Here is a 22,064-nt window from a genome sequence, read left to right as displayed (position 1 = left end):
GCACATGCTGTACACGTGGCTGACCGAGCGGCTGGGCATCCGGCATCCGGTGATCAGCGCGTCGATGACCGGAGTGGCGCACGGCCGGCTCGCCCGGGCCGTCAGCCGGGCCGGCGGACTGGGCATGCTGGGGATCGGTAGCCAGGTGCCCGTCGAGTTTCTGGCCGACGAGGCGCGGATCGCGAGCGACGACGGGGCGCTGCCGTTCGGGGTGGGGCTGACCGCCTGGGCACTTCCCGGCCGTCCGGAGCTGGTGGCGGCGACTGCCGCGCAGCGGCCGGCGCTGGTGTCGCTGTCGTTCGGCCCGGTCCGGCCCGGCGACGTGGAACTGCTGCACGCCGCCGGTGTCGTCGTCTCGGCGCAGGTGCACAACCCGCAGGCCGCGCGCGACGCGGTGGCGGCCGGCGTCGACCTGATCGAGGCGCAGGGCACCGAAGCCGGCGGACATACCGGAACCGTCGCCATGCTGCCGTTGCTGCAGCGGCTGCGGCAGGAGGTCGATGTGCCCGTGCTGGCGGCCGGCGGCATCGGAACACCCGAAGCGCTGGCGGCCGTGCTGGTCGCCGGGGCCGTCGGCGCCCGGGTGGGCACTCCGCTGCTGCTCAGCCAGGAGGCCGTGCTCGACGATGCCGCTCGCGACCGGCTGCGCGCGGCCGAGGTGGACCAAACGGTCTTGTCTCCCCTGTTCGACCAGGTTCTCCGTCCCGGCTGGCCGCAGGACTATCCTGTGCGCACGCTCGCCAACGACTTCACCGACGCCTGGGCCGACAAGGTCGACCACCTTCCGCCGGGCGCCGAGGCCCGCCGGCAGGTGACCGACGCGGTCGATTCCGGGAACTACGATCTGGCACCCATCCTGGCCGGGCAGGCCGTCGGGCTGCTCACGGCGGCGCGACCGGCAGCGGACGTGATCACCGAACTGGCCGAGGGAGCCGAGGCCGTGCTCCGTTCCCGGGTACCTGGACTCCTGGGCGAACGTTGAGGGCCGGCGACGCCGCGCGCGGCGGGGTCGCCGAGTAGCTACCGTTACCGGATGACGCAGCGCGATTGGACCGACCTCACCGACTCGGTTCGGGTCTGCCACAGTGCGTTGTACGCCACCGCCAGCACGGTCGTTTCGCGACCCGGCAGCAACGAGGTGTTGCTGGTCGATCCGGCCTGGGTGCCGTCCGAATTGGCCGGCCTGGCAACGGATCTCACCGACGCGGGACTGACGGTGGCCGCCGGGTTCAGCACTCATGCGCACCACGACCATCTGCTGTGGCATCCGGGATTCGGCGCCTCGCCGCGGTATGCGTCGCCCGGCGCCACCGCGCTGGCCGAGCGGGAACGGCCGGCCCTGCTGACGGCGCTCGGACCGGGCTGGCCGACCGAGCTGACCGATTTACTCGGCCGGGTGAGCGCGACCGACACCCTGGAGCCCTGGGGCGAGTTGGTGATCCACAACGCGCACTCGACCGGACACGCAGCGCTCTGGGTACCCGACGACCGAGTGCTGCTGGCCGGCGACATGCTCAGCGACCTCGAACTGCCACTGCTGCAAGAGACCGGCTTCGCGGCCTACGACGCCGGTCTCACCGCGCTACGCCCGTACGTCGAACGGGCCGCGATCGTGGTGCCGGGGCACGGATCGCCGACCGGGGCACCGATGGAACGTTGGCTGGCCGACCGCCGCTACCTGGATGCGCTGGCGGCCGGCACCGACGCCGATGACGAACGGCTGGCCAACCCGGACATGCCGCAGGCACATGCGGCGAACCTGACCGCCGTCGCCGAAAGCCGACCGGCCGAATAGCCGAACGGCTCAGCGAACCTCGACGATCGCTTCGACCTCGACCGGAGCGCCCAGCGGCAGCTCGGCGACACCGACCGCGGACCGGGCATGTCGGCCGGCCTCGCCGAGCACCTCGGCCAGCAGGTCGGACACTCCGTTCACCACGCCAGGCTGCCCGGTGAAGCCCTCGGCGGACGCGACGAACCCGACCACCTTCACCACCCGCACCACGTTGTCCAGCCCGACCTCGGCGTCGATCGCGGCCAGCAGGTTCAGGCCGGCCTGCCGGGCCACCGCCTTCGCGTCCTCGGGCGACACCTCGGCGCCGACCTTGCCGGTGGCCACCAGCTTGCCGTCGGCGAACGGCAGCTGACCGGAGGTGTAGACGTAGGAGCCGGAGCGGACCGTCGGGACGTAGGACCCGGCAGCGGCCGCGACCGGCGGCAGGGTGATGCCCAGCTCGGCCAGCCGGTCGGCGACGGTGCCGTTCTCGCTCCCCATCACTTCACCCGTTTCAGGTAGGCGACCAGCTGTTCGGGATTCGGGCCGGGAATGACGCTGACCAGCTCCCAGCCGTCCTCTCCCCAAGTGTCCAGGATCTGTTTGGTCGCGTGGGTCAGCAGCGGCACGGTCGCGTACTCCCAGGCCTGCCTGCCCTGTGGTGAGCTCATCCGCCCACTGTAGGTCGACCGCTTCGGGACGCCTATCGCGCCCCTGGTCGGGCCGACCCATAATCTGGTGGGCATGCAGTGGTGGCGATGGGTGGCCGCGGCCGTGGCGGCCGTGCTGCTGGTGATTCTGTTGCTGCTGTGGTTCGACACGTTGAAGGAGAGGCAAGGGTGGAGCACCGCACGTGCGGCCCGGCCACCGGCGATCGCCTCGATCGCGGTGCCGATCGGCTTCCTGCTGGTCCTGGTGCTGCCCTGGTGGCTCGGCCTGATCCTGGTCGCCGGCCCGGCCGTCGCGGTCGCCGTGATGGCGCTGGCGAGCTGACCCGGTGAGCACCGCAGAACCGGCACCGGCGGCACCCGCCGCGGCCGAATCGGTGGTGCCGGGCTGGGCCGCCGCCAGCGCACAGGCCCGACTGCATGTGGTGACGGGCAAGGGCGGCACCGGCAAGACCACCGTGGCCGCCGCACTGGCGTTGACCCTGGCCGCCGGCAACCGGCGGGTGCTGCTGATCGAGGTCGAGGAACGACAGGGCATCGCCCGGCTGTTCGACCTGCCGCCGCTGCCCTACGCGGAGACCCGGATCGCGGTCGCCCCGGACGGCGGCGAGGTCCGGGCGCTGGCCGTCGACGTCGAGGCGGCGCTGCTTGAGTACTTCCAGCTGTTCTACAACCTCGGGCTGGCCGGCCGGGCGTTGAAACGGATGGGTGCGGTCGAGTTCGCCACCACGTTGGCTCCGGGGTTGCGCGACGTGCTGCTCACCGGCAAGGCGAAGGAGACGGTCACCCGGCGCGCCGCCGGCGGCGAACCGATCTACGACGCGGTGGTGATGGACGGCCCGCCGACCGGCCGGATCGTCACCTTCCTGAACGTGACGGTGGCGATGGCCGACCTGGCCCAACGCGGCCCGATCCGCTCGCAGGCCGAAGGGGTAGCGACCTTGCTGCATTCTCCTTCCACCGCAGTACATCTGGTCACCCATCTGGAAGACATGCCGGTGACCGAGACCCTGGAGGCGATCGCCGAACTGCGTGAGGTCGGCCTGCCGGTGGGTTCGATCATCGTCAATGCCGTGACCGATCCACTGCTGCCCGCCGACGCGCTGGACGCCGCGGCCGGCGGCGACCTGGACGCCGCCGCGGTGGCCGACGGGTTGGCCGCCGCCGGCCTGACGGTCGACCAGGCCGGACTCAAGACGCTGGTCGAGCAGGCCACCGACCACGCTGCCAGGGTCACCAGGGAGTACGAGCTCGAGTCGGAGCTGGCCACCACCGGACTGCCGATGCTGAACCTGCCCCGGCTGGTCGACGGCGTCGATCTCGGTGGGCTGTACGAACTTTCCGAGATGCTCACCGATCAGGGCGTGACGCTGGACCGGGAGCGCCCATGACGGAGCTGAGCCTGCGCGAGCTGGTCGCCGATCAGGCCACCACCGTGGTGGTGACCTGCGGTTCCGGCGGTGTCGGGAAGACCACCACGGCAGCCGCGATGGCGGTGGCCGCCGCCGACGCCGGCCGGAAGGTCGCGGTGCTGACCATCGACCCCGCGCGACGGCTGGCCCAGTCGCTAGGCCTCGGCGAGTTGGACAACACCCCGCGCCGGGTGGAACTCGATGCGCCCGGCGAACTCTGGGCGATGATGCTGGACACCCGGCGCACCTTTGACGAGATGGTGCTCGCGCACTCCAGCAAGGAGCGGGCCGAGCAGATCTTCGCGAATCCGTTCTACCGCACCATCGCGACCTCGTTCTCCGGGACCCAGGAGTACATGGCGATGGAGAAGCTGGGCACGTTGTCGGCCACCGGCGATTACGAACTGATCGTCGTCGACACCCCGCCGAGCCGATCAGCCCTGGATTTCCTCGATGCGCCGCAACGTCTTTCGTCATTCCTGGACGGTCGGATGATCCGGCTGCTGGTGGCACCGGGTCGCGGCGTGATGAAACTCGTCGGCGCCGGGCTGACGCTGTTCACCAAGGCGATCCGGACGGTGATCGGCGGTCAGATGCTGACCGACGCGACCCAGTTCGTCCGGCTGTTCGAGGATCTGTTCGGCGGGTTCCGGGAACGGGCCGAGGCGACGTATCAGCTGCTCCGCGAACCCGGCACCCGATTCATCGTGGTGGCGACGCCGGAGGGTGAGTCGATCAGAGAGGCGTCCTACTTCGCCGACCGGTTGCGCGCGGAGCACATGCCGCTGGCCGGCCTGGTGATGAACCGGACCCATCCGTTGCCGGCGTCGTTGTCGTCGCTGACGGTCGCGGCCGTTGACGCCGGGATCTCGGCGATCGCCGAGACCGACCCGCTGACCGCCGGCGTTCTGGCCGTGCACGGCAAACTGCTGGCGATCAACGCCGAGGAGCGGCGGATGCTGACCAGGGTCACCCGGGCACATGCCGGCCTGCCGATCCGGCAGATCCCGGCCCTGCCCACCGACGTGCACGACGTTGCCGACCTACGCGCGATCAGCCTGTGAGCTTCACCCGGCAGTGGCCGCGGTGGAGTCGTCGCGGGCCTGGCTCAGCACGTCGAACCAGCTGGTCACGTCCGGGCACTTGCGCAGGATTGCCCGCCGCTGACGCTCGGTGAGACCGCCCCAGACACCGAACTCGACCTGGTTGTCCAGCGCATCGGCCAGACATTCGAGCTTGACCGGGCAGCCATGGCACATCCGGGCGGCGTCACGCTGGGCCGCGCCGGTGACGAACAGCAGGTCCGGGTCCTGATTCGCGCACACCGCGCGGGTGGTCCAGTCGGTGGAATTTGCAACGGTGGCGGTCCCGTCCTGCGGGACGACGCGCAGGCCTCGTGCGCTCATCGTGTGTTCCCCTTCTCGGTTCGTACCGGGCCCGGTTCGGCCCTGGTCGGCCATCCACCCCTGTGATCGGCCGACGTGCGTACGACGCGCCGCTGGGTGATCGCGTTCCCACCCGAACGGGGACACTTTCGCCCGACTGCCGGTCACCGTCCGGAACCGTCACCGCCGGCAGTGGCGGCGCGGATCACCCTGGGTCCCCCGGCAGGCCCGGTACCCTGGCGAATCGTGCGGGTAATGAGCGGGATCGGACGGCTACTGGTGGCCACCTTGGTGGCCGGCGCGCTGGTGGCCGGCTTGATGCTGCCCTACTTCGTCGGCGTCGGGCTGGCGTCCAACAAGGCGACGGCGGCGATCGCCGACGTGAACACGGACGACTTCTCCGATCCGGTACCGGAACGCACCACGGTGTTGGACGCTTCCGGCAAGGTGCTGACCTACATCTACGACCAGAACCGGGTCGTGGTCCCGCTGTCGGACGAAAGTGAGCTGCTGATCCGGGCGGTCATCTCCACCGAGGATCGCCGGTTCAAGCAGCACCACGGGGTGGACTGGCCGGGCACCATCCGGGCCTTGCTGCACAACGCCTCGTCCGACCAGATCCAGGGCGGCGGCTCGACGCTGACCCAGCAGTACGTGAAGAACTACCTGTTCCTTGTTCAGGCGAAGACCGACGCCGAGCGGGCCGCGGCCATCGAACAGACCCCGATCCGCAAGCTGCGCGAAGCGAAGATGGCGCTGCAGCTGGAACTGAAGCTGTCCAAGGACGACATTCTCGAGCGGTACCTGAACACCGTCGCTTTCGGCCCGTCCACCTACGGCGCCGAGGCCGCGTCGATGCGCTACTTCGGGGTGCACGCCAAGGACCTGGCGCTGCCCCAGGCCGCGCTGCTCGCCGGCATGATCAACAACCCGAACAAGTACAACCCGCTCAATCCCGATCACTTCAACGACGCCATGGAGCGGCGCAACCTGGTGCTGCAGTTGATGGTCCAGTCGCACGCCATCTCGCAGGCCACCGCCGACGAGGCGAAGAAGGCGCCGGCGATGCTCAAGCCGGCGCGGACGCCGAACGGCTGCGGCGACGTCGCGTCGGTCACCACGAACGGCTACTACTGCCAGTACGTGCTCGACTGGCTCAAGAACAACGACTTCGACACCAGCACCCTCGGCACCGGCGGCTACACCATCCGGACCAACCTCGATCCGGCGGCGATGAAGGATGCGAAGGCCGCGGTCGACGCGAACGCCGACCCCTCGTCGGACACCACCAAACGCATCGCCAACGTGATGGCGGTCGTCCAGCCCGGCCAGTCCACCCGCCGGGTGGTCGCGCTGGTGGCCAACCGGCCCTACGGCCTGGCGGCCAACAAGGGACAGACGGTGCAACGGCTGCCCACCACCTTCGCCCCGCTGGGTGCCGGGTCCACCTTCAAGATCTTCACCGCGGCCGCCGCGCTGGAGTTGGGCATGGGCACGGAGCGCCCGACGTTGGCGGTGCCGACCGAATACCGATCGCCGCTGGCGCCGAATCACGCCTTCAAGAACTCCGGCGGGTATCCGCCGACACTGACCATGGAGGGCGCGCTGGCCACCTCGCCGAACACCACCTTCGTCGCGCTCGAGGACCAGATCGGGCTGGACAAGGTCACGCAGATGTCGGTGAAGCTCGGCCTGCGCGGCTACAGCCTGGACGCCGGGGACGTGTCGCCGCAGCTGGCGGGGTCCGGTCAGTCGTACGCCGACGAGGTGGTGCGGCAGAAGATCGCGTCGTTCACCCTTGGGGTGTCGCCGGTCAGCCCGCTGGAGCTGGCGAACGTCGGGGCCACGCTGTCCTCCGGTGGTGTCTGGTGCGCACCGAGCCCGGTGGATTCGGTGTCCGACCGGGACGGCAAGCTCATCACGCTGAAGGCGACGCCGTGTGACCAGGCGGTACCGGCCCCGCTGGCCAGCACGCTGTCGCGGGCAATGGAGGGCGACCTGACCGCCGCGGACGGCACCTCGCACGCCGCCGCGGTGAAGGCGAACTGGACCAGGGTCGCCGCCGGCAAGACCGGGACCACCCAGGACTACAAGTCGTCGGCCTACCTCGGCTTCACCCCGCAGTACTCCGGCGCGGTGATGGTCTGGGACTACCTGACCCGACCGAAGTCGATCTGCAAGGACCCGCTGCGCACCTGCACCAACGAGGAAGCACAGAGCGGACAGGGGATGTCCGGCGGTTCGGTCCCGGCCGCCACCTGGCTGGACGCGATGACCCCGCTGCACAAGGACCTGCAGGAAAAGGACTTCGGTCCGGCCGATCCGACCTACCTCGCCGGGCAGCCGAGCAACCAGGTCCCCGATGTGGTCGGCCTGCCGATCGACGAGGCGACCACCAGGATCACCGAGGCGGGCTTCAAGGTGTCCGCGCAGTCGACCGACAAGTCCGGCGCCGCGATCAACATCGTGGTCGCGCAGAACCCGGACCAGGTCGCGCTGCCGGGGACCACCGTGGTGCTGACCGTCTCGACCGGCGGCACCACCACCGGCGGCGGCTGACGTGCCGACCGCCGCCAAGGCCCTTGGAGCGCTGACCGCGACCGGGGCCGGGGTCGCGGGTTGGGCGATCGGGATCGAACCGCGGTTGTTCACCCTGCGCCGGGTGTCCGCGGAAGTGCTGGAGCCCGGCTCCTGGCCGGTCCGCATCCTGCACCTGTCGGACCTGCACATCCTTCCCGGCCAGCGGCGCAAGGCCCGCTGGGTGGCCGCGCTCGCCGATCTGCGTCCCGACCTCGTGGTGAACACCGGCGACACCCTGTCGCACCGGGATTCGGTACCCGCTGCGGTGGAGGCGTTCGGCGATCTACTGGACGTGCCCGGTGCATTCGTGATGGGCAACAACGACTATGTGGCGCCGATCTTCAAATCGCCGCACTACTACTTCGTCGGCGGCAACCCGCGGCGGGCCAGGGTCCCGCTGCCCTGGCGGGACCTGGCGGCGGCCCAGCGCGAACGCGGCTGGGTCGATCTGGACAACGCGGCGACCGTGCTGACCGTCCGCGGACAGCGGATCGCGCTGGCCGGGGTCGACGATCCGTACACGAAGCGGGATCGCTACCCGAAGATCGCCGGACCGGCCACGGCCGATGCCGTGGTGCGGATCGGGGTGCTGCACGCGCCGCAACCGCGGTTGCTCGACCTGTTCGCCGCCGACGGCTACGACCTGGTGCTGGCCGGGCACACGCACGGCGGCCAGGTCCGGCTGCCGTTCGTCGGCGCGGTCACCACCAACTGCGACATCGACCGGTCAAGGGCCCGCGGGCTGTCCCGGTGGGGCGCCTCGACCTGGCTGAATGTCTCGGCCGGCCTCGGCCACAGCCCGTACATGCCGGTGCGGTTCTGCTGCCGACCGGAGGCCACCCTGCTGACCTTGACCGCGCGAGACTGACGGCACCGTCGGGCGCCGCCAGGCGATGGGCTCGAGGCGGGTGACGGTCCGCCGCCAGGCAGCGTTCGAGTCTTGTCCGTTCTGTCCGGCCCTCGTAGAGTGAGCCCGACTCAAGGGGGCTTTCCGATGGCCGAACCAGCCGCGGCGCAGCATGACACCCGAGTGGATCGCGCAGGTGCACTTGATGGCGACACCCTGCCCGCGCCGGCACCGACACGGCCGCTCGGTGGTTGGGTGGTGCCGGCATCCGGCCTGGTGCGCGGATCTGGGCCGGGAGCGGTCCGTCGCTCCGCAGGGACCCTCGACCCGCTGGGTGGCTCCCGAGTGGACCAAAGCGTGGATGCCGCGCTGGCACGCCGACGCGGGGGCGGCAGCCCGCTGCCTACCGACGTTGCGCACGCGATGGGTTCTGCATTGGGGGCCGACCTGAGGAACGTCCGGGTACACACCGGCGACGAGCCGGCCCGGCTGGCCCGGTCGGTCCAGGCCCTTGCCTTCACCCATGGCACCGACATCTATTTCGGTGCCGGGAAGTACGCGCCCGACACCGGTGCGGGGCAACGGTTGCTGGCCCACGAGCTGGCGCACACCGTCCACGACGTCGGCCGATCAGCGGCGGGCCCGCCGGTGATCGGCCGGGCCACCGACCCGGCCGAAGCCGACGCGGATCGAACCGCGGAGTCGGTGATGGCCGTGCTGAGGCGATGCGCCGCCACCGGTCCGCAATCGGTTTCGCGGATCGCGCCGAGTACCAGGCCGGCCGGCCTCGGCACCCTCCGCCGGGCCGGCGACAAGATCGCCTTCGAAGCTGCCGGGAAGGTCGACGAGGCCGACCAGGCGCTGGTCAAGCAGATCGCCGACGCGATCACCAGTCATCAAGTCGCAAAGCGGGACTACAAGAACGAGATCGAGAGCGACAAGGATCGAAAGATCGAACAGACCGACGACGCCGACCAGGACACACGAATTGCAGCGCTGAAAACGTTCCACAACGACTACAAGTCGTCGGGCTGGGACCTGAAGAAACTATCCGACGAGATCCTGACGGCAACCAAACGAGCGGTGACCATAGGCGCCGAGGAGGGTGATGAGATTCCCATCATCTCGAACGCCAGCGGGGAAACCGTGTACCGCATCCTGCTACGGCAGGCGCGATTCCGTGCGCCGGCGGACAGTGAAAAGGAAGCGAGTCTGGCGAACCCGTTCGTTGTCAAGAAAGGCACCACGAAGCAGTACGTTCACGACGCCCGCGATCTGTCGATCGGTCGATTCGTCTACCGGGGCTGCGACTTCGAACAGATGACTCAACTGTTCACCAAAGGCGAGATGTTACCCCGGAACACATCGGACAAGCGCGGCGACCAGTTCGATCTGTACAAGTTCAAGGGCGGGGACCGCAACTCGGCGCTCAAACAAGAAGAAAAACTGTTCCTGCAACAGCGCGACGGCAGCGGACCGAATCAGCGTCTGTTGTCCGCGACTCACGCCGGGCCTAACCGTAAGGTGTACAGCAATCACGGCAAGGTCTTTACCAGTGAAGCGGCGATCAAAGTCGACCTGGCCAAGATCGAAAAATCGAAGATCTTCGACATCCACCTTGAGGAGTCGCACGCATCGAAGGTCGCCTACGGCCGGAAAGAGCAGGGTGACTGGCGGGCGACAACGGACAAAAAGGAGCGGGATCTGTACGTCTACAGCGCAGAGAAGAACCGCGAGACACTGCTGACTAGTTTGCCGCTGGCAGCCGTGGTCGAAGTCAGCGTCGACGGAAATCGCATGAGCCTCGAGGATGCCAACAAACGCTTCAACCGAGCGGTCATCCTCGCCGAGCAAGAAAAGCAACGTCAGGCCCAAGCTGAGGCGAAAGCCGCCGCCGAGAAACGTCAGGCCGAAGCGAAAGCTGCCGCCGAGAAACGTCAGGCCGAAGCGAAAGCCGCCGCCGAGAAGAGCCAGGCCGAAGCAGAAAAGGCGGAGAGAAAGAGCGAGCAGACGAAGATTGCCGCCACGGAGGAGTTGCGACGTAAGGCGGTCGCGGACAAGTTCGCTACTCTCCTCGCCAAGGACTCTAAATGGAAATCGGATTTTGAGGATGAGATTTCCACCTATGTCTCAGACCCCGTGGACTGGATCAAGACCTACGAAGAATCGATGGAAGATTCTACCGAGTTCACACCTCTGGACCCCAAGCGGGCTGACCTCGCCGAACTCAGAGACGTGCTCCAATACATCAGATCGATGTTCGGTTAGCCCACGGCCGCACGCGACCGCGCGGACGTCCGCGGGCCAGGGTGCCGACTAGAACATCGGAGGCGGCCGGAAGCTCACGCCGTGCGACGCCGCAACGTCAGCGAACCCAGCAGCAGTGCCCCGATGGCGAAGGCGAGCACGATGCCCACCTTGCCCAGCACCTGGCCGGTCGCGTCAGCGCTGGTCGACACCAGGGTCATCGCGTCCACCGCGTAGGACAGCGGCAGGACGTTCGAGATCCAGTGCAGCACCGTCGGCATCTCGTCCCGGGCCACCAGTAGCCCGCAGAGCAGGAACTGCGGCAGTACGAAGGCCGGCATGAACTGCACGGCCTGGAACTCGGTGCGGGCGAAGGCGCTGACGAACAACCCGAACGCGGTGCCCAACAGCGCGTCGACCACGGCGACCAGCACCAGCAGCCCGGTCGGCCCGACCGGGTCGAGGCCGCATACCCAGACCGCGAAGCCGGTGGCGACCAATGCCTGGACGATTGCCAGGGCGCCGAAGGCCAGCGCGTAACCGAGCAGGAAGTCGGCCTTGCCCAGCGGCGTGGTGAGCAGCCGTTCCAGGGTGCCGGAGGTGCGCTCCCGCAGGGTGGCGACGCTGGTCACCAGGAACATCACCACGAACGGGAAGATGCCCAGCAGCGGCGCACCGATCGCGTCGAACACCGGCGTCCCGCTGAACACCCAGGCCAGCAGCCCGATCAACACGCACGGCACCACGATGAGCAGCGCGATCGTCCGTGGGTCGGCCCGCACCTGGCGCAGCACCCGGCCGGCGGTGGCCAGGGTCAGCCGCGGTTTCATGCCGCCGGCTCCGCTTCGATCAGCGTCAGGAACGCCTGCTCGGCGTCGGCGGCGCCGGTACGCCGCAGCAGTCCGTCCGGGGTGTCGTCGGCGAGGATGACGCCCTCCCGCAACAGCAGCAGCCGGTCGCAGCGGGTCGCCTCGTCCATCACGTGGCTGGACACGAGCAGCGTGGTCCCGGCGTCGGCCAGCCGGTGAAACAGCTCCCACAGGTCGCGGCGCAGCACCGGGTCGAGGCCGACCGTCGGCTCGTCAAGGACCAGCAATTCCGGACTGCCGACCAGGGCTGCGGCCAGCGACGCTCGAGAGTGCTGCCCACCGGACAGCTCGCCCACCCGGGTGTCGGCGTGCGAGGTCAGATCGACCGCCGTGATCGCCTCGGCAATCGAGGCCGACGAGGCGCCAACCAAGCTGGCGAAATACCGGAGGTTCTGCGTCACGGTGAGGTCGGCGAACACACTGGGTGACTGGGTCACGTACCCGACCCGCGATCGCAGCCCGGCAGATCCGGCGGGCTCACCCAGCACCGTGACGGTGCCGCTCTCGATGATCTGGACCCCGACGATCGCCCGCAGCAGGGTCGATTTGCCGCCGCCGCTCGGCCCGAGCAGGCCGACCACCTGGCCGCGCGGCACGGCCACCGTCAGGCCCGGCAGCACGGTCCTGCTTCCGCGCACGACGCACAGGTCCTGCACCAGTACCGCAGGTTCGTCCATGGCGAAAGGCTAGGCCCAACTCCCGGGCCACGGCGGACGAGACATCATCGGGTTCGGGGCTGCGGCTTGAATCGGCGAACCTCATGCGGCCAGCCGCATGCCTCCGCGACCTTCGCAGCCCACATCTTGGCGGCCTCGTCGTCGGCCACGTCCACCACGGCGAACCCGCCCAGAAACTCCTTGGTCTCGACGTAGGGACCGTCGGTCATCGTCACGGTTTCGCCGTTCGGGTCCGCGCTGTAGACCGGGCCGTCCTCCTCCTCAAGTCCCCCGGCGAACACATAGACGCCGGCCGCCTTCATCTCTTCGGTCACTGCCATCGCCCGCGGACCACGCCCACGGAACCATTCCTCGGTGTGGTCTCCGACCCACTGCTGGTTGAAGTACAGGAGGTATTCGGTCACGGTTGCTCCTTCAGTTCGCGCGGACCCGGTCGGTCCGCTGTCGCACCCACCCAACGAACGGGGAGCGACGATTCCGACACGGATGTCCCGGTGGTGAAGGATCAATTGTGGCGCAGGCGGGATTTGGCTGCCTCGCTCCGCTCGTCAGCGTTCAAATCCTGACGGTCCTGATGAATCAGCAAAGGGCCCCGGCCTAGCGGCCGGGACCCTTTGCTGATTGGTCGGGGTGACAGGATTTGAACCTGCGACCTCTTCGTCCCGAACGAAGCACGCTACCAAGCTGCGCCACACCCCGGAGGTCGTGACAAGTCTAGCGGATGTTGCGCGTGCCCCCGACCGGGTCTCAGTTCCAGCCGCGAGCGTCCTGTTTGAGCGCGGTGTCCACGCACAACGCGGCGGCGATGCACAGCGACTTCAGTGGTTCGGCCAGTCCCGGCATCAGCTGCACGGCGTACTTGTCGGCGCTGGTGAACATGGTCGTCAGGACGCCCTCGAAGGTCTTGGTGATGCGTCCGACCTCGGAGCCGTTGGCGTCCAGCATCTGGAAGTTCCAGGCGATCCAGTTCTGGGCGTTCAGCGAGCCCACCTCCCGGCCGCCCGCTTCCATGCCGAAGCGGATCCTGCCGAAGACGTTGCGCTGGACCAGCCGGCCGATCTCGCCGCCAAGGGGATTGCTCACCACGAGTGTCGACTTCACGATCTTGGCCGGCCTGGTCAGCACCATGAACGGCCGGCCCGAGGCGTCCCGCACCTCGAGCGTGTGGGTCATGTACTGATCGAGGCTGCTCAGGAATCTGGCGGCCTTCTTGAGTCCGGACTGGTTGATCTCGGCGACGTGACCGATCACCGCGCCGTCGGCGCCGTAGACGTCGTACTCGTTCGTGAGTTCGATGATCTTGCGCCGCTGGGACACGGCCATGGTGTCCTCGGTGTACGGCGAGCGGACTCCTTGGGCCGGCTGTTGGCCCGCTGGTTGGCCGTAGCCCTGCTGAGCGGACTGCTGGCCGTAGCCCTGCTGAGCGGACTGCTGGCCGTAACCCTGCTGCTGATGGCTCTGCTGCGCATAGCCCTGCTGACCCGTTGGCTGTTGCTGCTGCGGCGGATCCTCCGGTGGCGGCGGCGCCGAGCCGAACTGCACCTGGCCGCCGTACTCGGAACCGGGCACGTACGTCGAGCCGGCGCCGGAACCACCCGCCGCGTTGCCGGCGGTACCGGCCGCCGGAGCGGGTGCGGGTGCGGCATCCTGGGCCGGGCGCCGGTGGTCCGTCCAGGAGGTCCCGTCCCACCATCTGAGCATCGCCGGCTCGCCCGCCTGGCCGGGCGCCGGATCCGGATACCAACCCGAGGGTGTCGCTGAGCTCATCGGAGTGCCTGCCGCTCGATCATCGGCCCAGTGTTTCACTTGGGGATGGGGCTGGAATCATGCTGGGGAACGCTCCGCGAAACACGCGGAGCCGGCGCCCGGCGATCCGGCCCGCGACAGATCGTCTCGTCAGCGACGAGACAACGAAAGGAAGCCCGTGCAACTGCAGCGAATCGGCGAATCCGGTAGCGAACGTCCGGTGGCGGTGGTCGACGACGTCGCCTACGACATCTCGTCGCTCACCTCCGACATCGACGGTGCCTTCCTGGCCGGCGGCGGCATCGCGGCGGTGCGGGCCGCCCTCTCGGCAGAGCCGAAACTGCCGACACTGGACATCGCCGGGCAGCGGATCGGCGCACCGGTCGCCCGCCCGCACGCCGTCTGGTGCATCGGGATGAACTATGCGGCGCACGCAGCCGAGTCCGGCGCCGAGCCGCCCAAGGTCCCGGTGCTCTTCTTCAAGACCCCGAACACGGTGGTCGGTCCCAACGACGACGTGCTGATCCCCCGCGGTTCGGTCAAGACCGACTGGGAGGTCGAGCTGGCCATCGTGATCGGCAAGCAGGCCCGCTACCTGGAGTCGGTCCAGGACGCCTGGGAGTACATCGCCGGTTACACGGTGTCCAACGACGTCTCCGAGCGCGCGTTCCAGCTCGAGCAGTCCGCCGGCCAGTGGTCCAAGGGCAAGTGCTGTGAGACGTTCAACCCACTCGGGCCGTCGCTGGTGCCGGCTGATGAGGTCGATCCAGGGGCACTGCGGCTCACCTCGACGGTGAACGGTGAGCCTCGACAGGACTCGTCGACGGCGGACATGATCTTCGACGTGCCGACCATCGTGCATCACCTGTCCCAGTACGCCGTGCTGGAGCCCGGCGACGTGATCAACACCGGTACCCCGCAGGGTGTGGCGCTCTCCGGCCGGTTCCCGTTCCTGACCGCGGGCGATGTGATGGAAGTTGCCATCGACGGCCTGGGCACGGCCCGCCAGACCTGCGCCCAGGCCTGATCCCGAGAGGTGGTGGAGATGACGTCACCCGAGCAGCACGGTTGGTCCCAGCCACGGGACGGCCGGCCCGCGCCCGCCGAGGAGCGCACCGCAGCGGAGAGCACCGCAGCGGACGGCACGGCGGCGGAGAGTGCTGCCGCAACCGGCGCCACCTCCACCGCCACCTCCACCCCCCATCCGCCGGCGGCGGTCCCCGACCCACTGCTCGACGACCCGTCGGCCGAACGTCGCTGGCGTGACCGGTACAGCGCCAGCCGGATGTCGCTGCCGGTGCCGGCCAGGGACGTTGCCGGCCGGGCGGCGTACGTGTCCAACGAGTCGGGCACCTACGAGCTGTACTGCTGGGACGTGACGGGCAATCTGCAGCTGCAGGCGACGGACCGACCCGACGGCACGACGCTCGGGACGCTGTCGGCGAACGGCCAGGGCCTGTGGTGGTTCGACGACGACGCCGGTGACGAGTTCGGCCGGTGGATGGCCCAACCGTTCGGCGCCGCGCCCGGCAGCGCCGGCGAAGCGATACCCGGCGTGCCGCCCGGTTATCCGGCAGGTCTGGAAGTCGGCCAGCAACTGGTGCTGGCCGGTTTCAACGACGACGACGGCACCCGGATCCACCTCGCTCGCGGCGGGACGGACACCGAGGTGGTGTACCGCAACGAGAACGACGGCTCGGTGGGCGCCCTGTCGGCCGACGAGCAGATCTGGGTGCTGGTGCACACCGAGCACGGCGACTCCCGTTACGGCGCACTGCGTTCCTTGCGCACCTCGGACAACTCGACGCTGGCCGAGCTCGACGACTCTCCCGGAAAGGGCCTGTCGCCGTTGGACTTCGCCCCCGCTCCGGGCGATCAGCGGTTATTGGTCGGGCACGAGCGCCGCGGTCGCGACGAACTGCTGATCTGGGACGCCGGCACCGGCGAGGTCACCGAGCTCGCGATCGACCTCCCGGGCGACCTGACCGGCTCGTTCTTCCGCGACGGCGCTGCCGTGCTGGTGCTGCAGACCGAGGCCGGCCGCGGCAGGCTGTACCGCTACCAGTTGGACACCGGCGAACTGCAGGCGCTGCCGGCGGACCCCGGAATGATCGACAGCGCATTGGCCCGCGACGACGGTGTCGTCTGGTACCGCGGCTCCAGCGCCGCCACCCCGGTGCGAGTGCGTCAGCTGCATCCGATCCCGGACCGCGACCGGATCACCTACGTGCCGACCACCCTGCTGACCTCACCCGGTCCCCAGGCCCCGTCATCGGAGCCGGTGCACGATGTCTGGGTGGACGGTCCGGGCGGGCGGATCCATGCCCTGCTCGCGACACCGGCCGGCGGACCGGCGCCGGATCTCGCCGGCGGGTCCAATATCCCGCAGCGCGCGGTCTTCCTGGTGCACGGCGGACCGGATGCGGCCGATGAGGACTCCTTCGACGCCGAACGGGCCCTGTGGCTGGATGCCGGCTTCGCCGTTGTGCAGGTCAACTATCGCGGCTCCAGCGGCTACGGATCGCAGTGGCGGGACGCCATCACCCAGCGGATCGGCCACACCGAACTGGCCGACCTGGCCGCCGTTCAGGATCACCTGATCAGCGCCGGAATCGTCGACCAGGATGCCTGCGCCCTTGTCGGTGCCTCCTGGGGCGGCTTCCTCACGCTGCTCGGGCTGGGCGCGCAGCCCACCCGGTGGCGGGTCGGGGTGGCCGGCGTCCCGGTCGCGGACTATCCGGCCGCCTACCAGCAGGAAATGGAGCCGTTGCGGGCCTACGACCGCGCACTGTTCGGCGGCTCACCGCAGGAGGTGCCGCTCAAGTACCTCGATGCCTCCCCGCTGACCAGGATCGATCAGGTGACAGCGCCGGTGCTGGTGCTGGCCGGCGCCAACGATCCGCGCTGCCCGATCGGCCAGATCGAGAACTACCTGCAGGCGCTGTCCGCCCGCGGCGCCGACTACGCGGTATACCGCTACGACACCGGCCACGGCTCGATGGTGGTCGACGAACGGATTCGCCAGGCCGCGGTGCAGGTCGGGTTCGTCCGCGCCGTACTGCGGCGATAGGCGCAGCCGAACCCCGCGAACCGTCAGGCGGTCAGTCGGTGACCAGGTCCTCCCAGCGGAACTCGCCGTCAACCGTTGCGTCACCGGCATGCAGTTCGTTCTCCCGGCCGCGCAGCTCGACCCGTCGGATCTTGCCGGAGATCGTCTTGGGCAACTCGGCGAACTCGAGCCTGCGGATCCACTTGTACGGCGCCAGGTGCTCCCTTGCGTAGCCGAGGATCTCTCTCGCGGTGGCCGCGTCCGGCGAGAAGCCGTTGGCCAGCACGACATATGCCTTGGGGACCGACAGCCGGAGCGGGTCGGGTGACGGCACCACTGCCGCCTCGGCGACCGCCGGATGCTCGATCAGCACCGACTCGAGTTCGAACGGCGAGATCCGATAGTCGGACGCCTTGAACACGTCGTCGGCGCGACCGACGTAGGTGATGTAGCCGTCGTCGTCCCGCGAACCGACGTCACCGGTGTGGTAGTAGCCGTCCCGCATGGCTTCCGCGGTCCGTTCGTCGTCCCCGTGGTAGCCGGCCATCAGCCCGACCGGACGGTCCGACAGATCCAGGCAGATCTCGCCCTCGTCCCCGACCTCACCGGTCGCCGGGTCGACCAGCACCACCGGGTAACCCGGCAGCGGCCGCCCCATCGATCCGTCCTTCACCGGCTGACCAGGGGTGTTCGCCACCGCCAGGGTGGTCTCGGTCTGCCCGAACCCGTCCCGAATGGTGACGCCCCAACCCTTTCGGACCTGGTCGATCACCTCTGGGTTCAGCGGCTCGCCCGCGCCGAGTGCCTCCCGCGGCGGCGTGGTCAGCTCGGACAGATCCGCCTGGATGAGCATCCGCCAGACCGTTGGCGGCGCGCAGAAAGTGGTGACGTGGTTCTCCCCCATCACCCGCATCAGGGATCTGGCGTCAAACCTGTTGTAGTTGTACAGGAATACCGTGGCACCGGCCAACCACGGCGCGAACACGTTGGACCAGGCGTGCTTCGCCCAGCCGGGCGAGGAGATGTTCAGGTGCACGTCGCCGGGCTGCAACCCGATCCAATAGATGGTGGACAGGTGGCCGATCGGATAGCTGATGTGGGTGTGCTCCACCAACTTCGGTAGCGCGGTGGTCCCCGAGGTGAAGTAGAGCAACAGCGTGGCGTCGGCAGGCGTCGGTCCGTCCGGCGTGAAATCCGTTGCGGCACCAACCGAATCGCTGTAGTTGCGCCAACCCTCCGGCGCGTCCCCGGTACCGCCGACCCGGATCCGGGTGAACTCGCCGGGTACGTCGGCGAAGGTGGTGACGTCGGCGTCCCTGGCGATGACGAACTTCGCGTTGCCGCGCTGCACCCGGTCCCGCAGGTCGGCGGCGGCCAGCAGCGTGCTGGCGGGGATGACGACAGCGCCGAGCTTGATCGCGGCCAGGATGGTCTCCCACAGCTCCACCTGGTTGCTGAGCATCAGGATGATCCGATCGCCGCGGGTCACCCCGAGCTCGCGCAGCCAGTTGGCCAGCTGGTCGGATCTGGCCGAGAGCCCGGCGTAGGTCCAGCTCCCGGTGCTGCCGTCCTCCTCGACGATCGTCAGGGCCGGCCGGTCCGGGTGCTGCTGGGCGAGCACGTCGAACCACTCGAGGCCCCAGTTGAACTCGGCGGGGCGCGGCCAGCTGAACCCGGCCTTCGCGGCCGCCAGGTCGGTCCGGTTCGCGGTGAGAAAGTCCCTGGCCCGCTCGATCGCCTCGGTGGCCTCGGTCCGTTGCGCCGTCATCGCCTGCCTCCTTGCGTGGTCACTGCCGGGTCCGGAAGTGCTGTGGGTCGATCATCGTCCGTCATCGGATCCGGTGCCCATCTTCCGGGCGAACGAGACGACCTGGGCGGCAACCAGCTCGAGCGAGTCGCGCGCGCCGTCGTCCTCGGTCAGGTCGTCGTCGAAGTGGGTCATGCTGGAGTTGATCGTCACCCCGTACGGCGTCGGCCACCCGCGCAGCGCATGGGTCACCTGCCGCAGCGTCACCAGGGTGTCGACGGTGGCCTGCCAACCCCTGGCCACGGCGACCAGGCCGACTGCCCTGCCGTCCAGGTACGGCCGGGCGTCGTCCCGCAGCTCCTCCAGGTAGTCCAGCGCGTTCTTGACGACACCGGAGATGGTGCCGTGGTACCCGGGCGAGGCGATCACCACCCCGTCGGCCCGGCGGACCGACTCGATCAGGTCGCGGGCCGCCGGCGGCAGCTGCGCACCGGTGAAGTACGGCGGGAACGCGATATCCGGGCCGGTGAACACCGTGGTCGATGCCCCCAGCCGCTGCGCGGCGGCCAGCACCGAGCGGAGGGCCGCTCCCGACTGCGACCCCGGGTCGACCGAGCCACCGATCCCAACGATGCGTAGGTTCACTCCACCGATCCTGCCTCGCGCCGTTGTCGGGCGAGGCGCTGGGTCGCCCGTCGCGCCTACGGCGTTGCCACGGACGTCGATGCGGGCTGATGCTTGGTCCGTCGTGGCATACCCTGACCGGCCTGTTGACGCAGCCCGGCCAGCAGCAGGTCGAGTCCGGCGCGGAACTGGTCGATGTCCCGGTGTTTCTCGAACTCGCCAAGAATGGTGTGCAGGAACGGGTAGTCGGCCGGGTCGAGTGCGCGCCACTCGGCCACCACCCGGTCCATGTACTGGGCGCGATCGAGCTCGCCGCTGATCAGTTCCTCCGGGAGTTCCTGACCCATGTCGGCGGCCACCCCGACGACGAATCCGACCACCGCCGACGCCGCGTGGAACGACTGTCGCGGTGTCAGGTTCAGCCGCAGGACCTGCTGACCGAGCCGCTCGTACAGCTGCAGCGAGTTCGGCTGGAATCCGGTGTTGCGCATGAAGTAATTGCCGAGCCACGGCCGGTCGACGGTGGCGCCGTACAGGGCGATGCCGATGTTCCGGATGGCCTCGATCGGGTCGTCGTCGTCGACGAACTTCTCGGTGGCCTCCAGCATGGCGCCCATCACGTGGTCGGCGGCCCTGTCGAGCAGTTCGTCCTTGCCCTGCACGTACCAGTAGATGCTGCCGACGCCGCCGCCCAGCCTGGCCGCCAGGGCCCGGAAGGTGAGCGCCTTCTCGCCGGAGGAGTCCAGCAGCCGGACGGCCTCGGTCAGCACCGCTTCCATCGAGTGCGATGCACGCTGGCGGCCGGTGCGCTGTCCTGGTCGATCCTGGGTCACTGTTGCATCCTATCGAACCTCGTTCTATAGTTCGAACCGTGTTCGGTTATCGAACATGGTTCGATCTTCGAGAGGTATCCCATGAGCACCCATCAGTCCTCGTCCCCTTCCCCCGCGGTGACGTCTCCCGCCGGCCACGCGGCGGTGTCCGGCGCCCGCACCTATCCCTCCTTGCGAGCGGCGTGGATCCCACTTGCTGCGCTGTGCCTGGCGTTCTTCGTCGAGATGGTCGACAACACGCTGCTGACGATCGCGCTGCCGACCATCGGCCGCGATCTGCACGGCAGCACCACCTCGCTGCAGTGGATCACCGGCGCCTACTCGCTGACCTTCGGCGGACTGCTGCTGACGGCCGGCTCCATCGCCGACCGGTTCGGCCGTCGCCGCGTCCTGCAGGTCGGTCTTGCCGCGTTCGGCCTGATGAGCCTGCTGGTGCTGGTCGTCACCTCTACCGGTGAGCTGATCGCGCTGCGGGCGGCCCTCGGCATCGCCGCAGCCGCCATGGCACCGATCACGAACTCTCTGGTGTTCCGGCTCTTCGACGACCAGGCACTACGGATGCGCGCGATGACGGTGATGATCGTCGTCGGGATGAGCGGCTTCGTCCTCGGCCCGCTGCTCGGCGGCACCGCCCTTGCCCACGTGAGCTGGGAGTGGCTGCTGGTCGTCAATGCGCCGATTGCCCTGATCGCGTTCCTCGGCATCCGGCTCGGTGTCGCCAAGGACCGCCCGGAAGACCTCACCGCCGACGTGATGGACGTGCCCGGCGCCGCGCTCACCATCGTCGCCATCGGTCTGGCGTGCTTCACGATGACCAGCGGTGTCGAGCACGGCTGGCTGTCCGTGCCCACCGTGCTGGCTGCGGTGGGCGCAATCGCGGCCGGCGTGGGTTTCGTGCTCCGCGAGCGCAGCGCCGCGTTCCCGATGCTGGACCTGCGGCTGCTGCGCAACCGCACCGTTCGCGGAGCGACGCTGGCGCAGATCGGCACCGCGATAGCGATGGCCGGCGTGATGTTCAGCCTGGTCCTGCACTTCCAGTTCGCCTTCGGCTGGAGTCCGGTCCGGGCGGGCCTGGCCAACTTGCCGTTCATCGTCACCATGCTGGCCGCCACGCCACTCACCGAACGCCTGGTGGCGCGGTTCGGCCGCCGGGTTGCCTGCCTGTTCGGCGCGGTGTCCCTGACCGTCTCGCTGGTCTGGCTGGCCTGGGCCGTCGATCACGGGTACCTGGCGATCGCGGTCGGCATGGTGATCATGACCGTCGGGTTGCGGACGGTGATGACGATCTGTGCCGTCGGCCTGGTGGATGCCATGCCCAGCGAGCGGACCTCGCTGGCCGCGGCGCTCAACGACACCGCCCAGGAGGTCGGCACCAGCATCGGTACCGCGCTGGTCGGCACGTTCATCGCCGCACTGGTGGTGACGGTGCTCCCGCTCGGTGCCTGGAGTCCTGCCCTGGTCACGTCCTACTTCCACGGCGAACGCGTTGCCTTCCTGGTGCTCGCCGTGTTGGTCGGCGCGGTGGCGCTGCTCGGCGCGCTCACCATGGACGACTCGCGCACGGCCGATGAGCACCACTCGGAGTCGGCGGCCTGAGGTCCCGACG

Annotated in this window: 21 protein-coding genes and 1 tRNA gene; 11 read left to right on the top strand and 11 right to left on the bottom strand. The window is 69.0% G+C overall.

Features of this window, described 5'->3' with window-relative positions; genetic code table 11:
• The first annotated feature begins 4 nt into the window (after positions 1-4).
• Together K340_RS0113855 and K340_RS0113850 are read left to right on the top strand one after the other, a co-directional pair.
• Complete coding sequence (locus K340_RS0113855; protein WP_029137158.1) at positions 5-982, top strand: NAD(P)H-dependent flavin oxidoreductase; 978 nt, start codon at positions 5-7, stop codon at positions 980-982.
• A gap of 51 nt (positions 983-1,033) precedes the next feature.
• Positions 1,034-1,795 (top strand): MBL fold metallo-hydrolase, encoded by a 762-nt coding sequence (locus tag K340_RS0113850; RefSeq protein ID WP_029137157.1) that lies wholly within the window; start codon positions 1,034-1,036, stop codon positions 1,793-1,795.
• Between the two features lie 9 nt (positions 1,796-1,804).
• On the opposite strand, the gene K340_RS0113845 is transcribed toward K340_RS0113850, so the two are convergent.
• Together K340_RS0113845 and K340_RS35925 are read right to left on the bottom strand one after the other, a co-directional pair.
• A complete protein-coding gene (locus K340_RS0113845; protein WP_029137156.1) occupies positions 1,805-2,275 on the bottom strand; it encodes a RidA family protein in 471 nt (156 codons plus the stop codon).
• Positions 2,275-2,445 (bottom strand): DUF4177 domain-containing protein, encoded by a 171-nt coding sequence (locus K340_RS35925; protein WP_154674258.1) that lies wholly within the window; start codon positions 2,443-2,445, stop codon positions 2,275-2,277. Before K340_RS35925 ends, K340_RS0113845 begins: the two co-directional genes overlap by 1 nt.
• Before the next feature lie 73 nt (positions 2,446-2,518).
• On the opposite strand from K340_RS35925, the gene K340_RS0113835 reads away from it, so the two are divergent.
• The 3 genes from K340_RS0113835 to K340_RS0113825 are packed head-to-tail and all read left to right on the top strand — an operon-like array spanning position 2,519 to position 4,918.
• Positions 2,519-2,767, top strand: coding sequence for a hypothetical protein (locus tag K340_RS0113835; RefSeq protein ID WP_029137155.1), 249 nt, complete (start codon positions 2,519-2,521; stop codon positions 2,765-2,767).
• A 4-nt stretch (positions 2,768-2,771) separates the two neighbouring features.
• Complete coding sequence (locus K340_RS0113830) at positions 2,772-3,833, top strand: ArsA-related P-loop ATPase (protein ID WP_084614437.1); 1,062 nt, start codon at positions 2,772-2,774, stop codon at positions 3,831-3,833.
• Positions 3,830-4,918 carry an ArsA family ATPase gene (locus tag K340_RS0113825; RefSeq protein ID WP_029137153.1) on the top strand — a complete coding sequence of 363 codons (1,089 nt, stop codon included), beginning with the start codon at positions 3,830-3,832 and terminating at the stop codon, positions 4,916-4,918. The genes K340_RS0113830 and K340_RS0113825 overlap by 4 nt, the downstream gene beginning before the upstream one ends.
• 3 nt (positions 4,919-4,921) lie before the next feature.
• On the opposite strand, the gene K340_RS0113820 is transcribed toward K340_RS0113825, so the two are convergent.
• Positions 4,922-5,260, bottom strand: a complete 339-nt coding sequence (locus K340_RS0113820; RefSeq protein ID WP_051266267.1) for a WhiB family transcriptional regulator — start codon at positions 5,258-5,260, stop codon at positions 4,922-4,924.
• 234 nt (positions 5,261-5,494) lie between these two features.
• On the opposite strand from K340_RS0113820, the gene K340_RS30010 reads away from it, so the two are divergent.
• The 3 genes from K340_RS30010 (at position 5,495) to K340_RS34365 (ending at position 10,934) form a co-directional block, all read left to right on the top strand.
• A complete protein-coding gene (locus K340_RS30010; protein ID WP_084614435.1) occupies positions 5,495-7,798 on the top strand; it encodes a penicillin-binding protein in 2,304 nt (767 codons plus the stop codon).
• 1 nt (position 7,799) lies between these two features.
• Positions 7,800-8,687 carry a metallophosphoesterase gene (locus K340_RS30005; RefSeq protein WP_084614433.1) on the top strand — a complete coding sequence of 296 codons (888 nt, stop codon included), beginning with the start codon at positions 7,800-7,802 and terminating at the stop codon, positions 8,685-8,687.
• Between the two features lie 126 nt (positions 8,688-8,813).
• Positions 8,814-10,934, top strand: coding sequence for an eCIS core domain-containing protein (locus K340_RS34365; protein WP_084614431.1), 2,121 nt, complete (start codon positions 8,814-8,816; stop codon positions 10,932-10,934).
• Positions 10,935-11,008: 74 nt separating this feature from the next.
• On the opposite strand, the gene K340_RS0113800 is transcribed toward K340_RS34365, so the two are convergent.
• The 5 genes from K340_RS0113800 to K340_RS0113780 form a co-directional block, all read right to left on the bottom strand.
• The gene (locus K340_RS0113800) at positions 11,009-11,743 is read right to left on the bottom strand and encodes an ABC transporter permease (RefSeq protein ID WP_029137151.1); all 735 of its coding nucleotides are present in this window, start codon (positions 11,741-11,743) and stop codon (positions 11,009-11,011) included.
• On the bottom strand, positions 11,740-12,459 hold the full coding sequence (locus tag K340_RS0113795; RefSeq protein WP_029137150.1) for an ABC transporter ATP-binding protein: 720 nt from the start codon (positions 12,457-12,459) through the stop codon (positions 11,740-11,742). Before K340_RS0113795 ends, K340_RS0113800 begins: the two co-directional genes overlap by 4 nt.
• A gap of 44 nt (positions 12,460-12,503) precedes the next feature.
• Entirely contained in the window at positions 12,504-12,863 is a 360-nt protein-coding gene (locus K340_RS0113790; RefSeq protein ID WP_029137149.1) for a YciI family protein, read from the bottom strand.
• Between the two features lie 218 nt (positions 12,864-13,081).
• A tRNA-Pro gene (locus K340_RS0113785) sits at positions 13,082-13,158 on the bottom strand.
• Between the two features lie 48 nt (positions 13,159-13,206).
• Entirely contained in the window at positions 13,207-14,226 is a 1,020-nt protein-coding gene (locus tag K340_RS0113780; RefSeq protein WP_029137148.1) for a phospholipid scramblase-related protein, read from the bottom strand.
• Between the two features lie 157 nt (positions 14,227-14,383).
• Here K340_RS0113780 and K340_RS0113775 point away from each other — a divergent pair, with 157 nt between their 5' ends.
• Both K340_RS0113775 and K340_RS29995 read left to right on the top strand, forming a co-directional pair.
• Positions 14,384-15,232 (top strand): fumarylacetoacetate hydrolase family protein, encoded by an 849-nt coding sequence (locus tag K340_RS0113775; protein WP_029137147.1) that lies wholly within the window; start codon positions 14,384-14,386, stop codon positions 15,230-15,232.
• Positions 15,233-15,250: 18 nt separating this feature from the next.
• Positions 15,251-17,275 carry a S9 family peptidase gene (locus K340_RS29995; RefSeq protein WP_084614469.1) on the top strand — a complete coding sequence of 675 codons (2,025 nt, stop codon included), beginning with the start codon at positions 15,251-15,253 and terminating at the stop codon, positions 17,273-17,275.
• Positions 17,276-17,306: 31 nt separating this feature from the next.
• Here the strand turns inward: K340_RS29995 and K340_RS0113765 are convergent, their stop codons facing one another.
• The 3 genes from K340_RS0113765 to K340_RS29990 are packed head-to-tail and all read right to left on the bottom strand — an operon-like array spanning position 17,307 to position 20,404.
• Positions 17,307-19,022, bottom strand: a complete 1,716-nt coding sequence (locus tag K340_RS0113765) for an AMP-binding protein (RefSeq protein WP_029137146.1) — start codon at positions 19,020-19,022, stop codon at positions 17,307-17,309.
• Between the two features lie 51 nt (positions 19,023-19,073).
• Positions 19,074-19,646, bottom strand: a complete 573-nt coding sequence (locus tag K340_RS0113760) for an NADPH-dependent FMN reductase (protein WP_029137145.1) — start codon at positions 19,644-19,646, stop codon at positions 19,074-19,076.
• 56 nt (positions 19,647-19,702) lie between these two features.
• Positions 19,703-20,404 (bottom strand): TetR/AcrR family transcriptional regulator, encoded by a 702-nt coding sequence (locus K340_RS29990; RefSeq protein WP_051266262.1) that lies wholly within the window; start codon positions 20,402-20,404, stop codon positions 19,703-19,705.
• Positions 20,405-20,539: 135 nt separating this feature from the next.
• Between K340_RS29990 and K340_RS0113750 the strand changes: the two genes are divergently transcribed.
• Positions 20,540-22,054, top strand: a complete 1,515-nt coding sequence (locus tag K340_RS0113750; protein WP_084614429.1) for an MFS transporter — start codon at positions 20,540-20,542, stop codon at positions 22,052-22,054.
• Positions 22,055-22,064 lie beyond the last annotated feature (10 nt).

Origin of the sequence: Nakamurella lactea DSM 19367 (assembly GCF_000426645.1) — a bacterium.
Lineage (GTDB): Bacteria > Actinomycetota > Actinomycetes > Mycobacteriales > Nakamurellaceae > Nakamurella > Nakamurella lactea.
The sequence above is the reverse complement of the archived record's forward strand: the minus strand, read 5'-3'. Positions and strand labels throughout refer to the sequence as shown.

What these genes read in the sequence shown, in the direction of transcription:
- K340_RS0113855 (WP_029137158.1), top strand. Translation starts at nt 5, where the DNA reads ATGCTGTACACGTGGCTGACCGAGCGGCTGGGCATCCGGCATCCGGTG.
- K340_RS0113850 (WP_029137157.1), top strand. Translation starts at nt 1,034, where the DNA reads ATGACGCAGCGCGATTGGACCGACCTCACCGACTCGGTTCGGGTCTGC.
- K340_RS0113845 (WP_029137156.1), bottom strand. Translation starts at nt 2,275, where the DNA reads ATGGGGAGCGAGAACGGCACCGTCGCCGACCGGCTGGCCGAGCTGGGC.
- K340_RS35925 (WP_154674258.1), bottom strand. Translation starts at nt 2,445, where the DNA reads ATGAGCTCACCACAGGGCAGGCAGGCCTGGGAGTACGCGACCGTGCCG.
- K340_RS0113835 (WP_029137155.1), top strand. Translation starts at nt 2,519, where the DNA reads ATGCAGTGGTGGCGATGGGTGGCCGCGGCCGTGGCGGCCGTGCTGCTG.
- K340_RS0113825 (WP_029137153.1), top strand. Translation starts at nt 3,830, where the DNA reads ATGACGGAGCTGAGCCTGCGCGAGCTGGTCGCCGATCAGGCCACCACC.
- K340_RS0113820 (WP_051266267.1), bottom strand. Translation starts at nt 5,260, where the DNA reads ATGAGCGCACGAGGCCTGCGCGTCGTCCCGCAGGACGGGACCGCCACC.
- K340_RS30010 (WP_084614435.1), top strand. Translation starts at nt 5,495, where the DNA reads ATGAGCGGGATCGGACGGCTACTGGTGGCCACCTTGGTGGCCGGCGCG.
- K340_RS34365 (WP_084614431.1), top strand. Translation starts at nt 8,814, where the DNA reads ATGGCCGAACCAGCCGCGGCGCAGCATGACACCCGAGTGGATCGCGCA.
- K340_RS0113800 (WP_029137151.1), bottom strand. Translation starts at nt 11,743, where the DNA reads ATGAAACCGCGGCTGACCCTGGCCACCGCCGGCCGGGTGCTGCGCCAG.
- K340_RS0113795 (WP_029137150.1), bottom strand. Translation starts at nt 12,459, where the DNA reads ATGGACGAACCTGCGGTACTGGTGCAGGACCTGTGCGTCGTGCGCGGA.
- K340_RS0113780 (WP_029137148.1), bottom strand. Translation starts at nt 14,226, where the DNA reads ATGAGCTCAGCGACACCCTCGGGTTGGTATCCGGATCCGGCGCCCGGC.
- K340_RS29995 (WP_084614469.1), top strand. Translation starts at nt 15,251, where the DNA reads ATGACGTCACCCGAGCAGCACGGTTGGTCCCAGCCACGGGACGGCCGG.
- K340_RS0113765 (WP_029137146.1), bottom strand. Translation starts at nt 19,022, where the DNA reads ATGACGGCGCAACGGACCGAGGCCACCGAGGCGATCGAGCGGGCCAGG.
- K340_RS29990 (WP_051266262.1), bottom strand. Translation starts at nt 20,404, where the DNA reads ATGGAAGCGGTGCTGACCGAGGCCGTCCGGCTGCTGGACTCCTCCGGC.
- K340_RS0113750 (WP_084614429.1), top strand. Translation starts at nt 20,540, where the DNA reads ATGAGCACCCATCAGTCCTCGTCCCCTTCCCCCGCGGTGACGTCTCCC.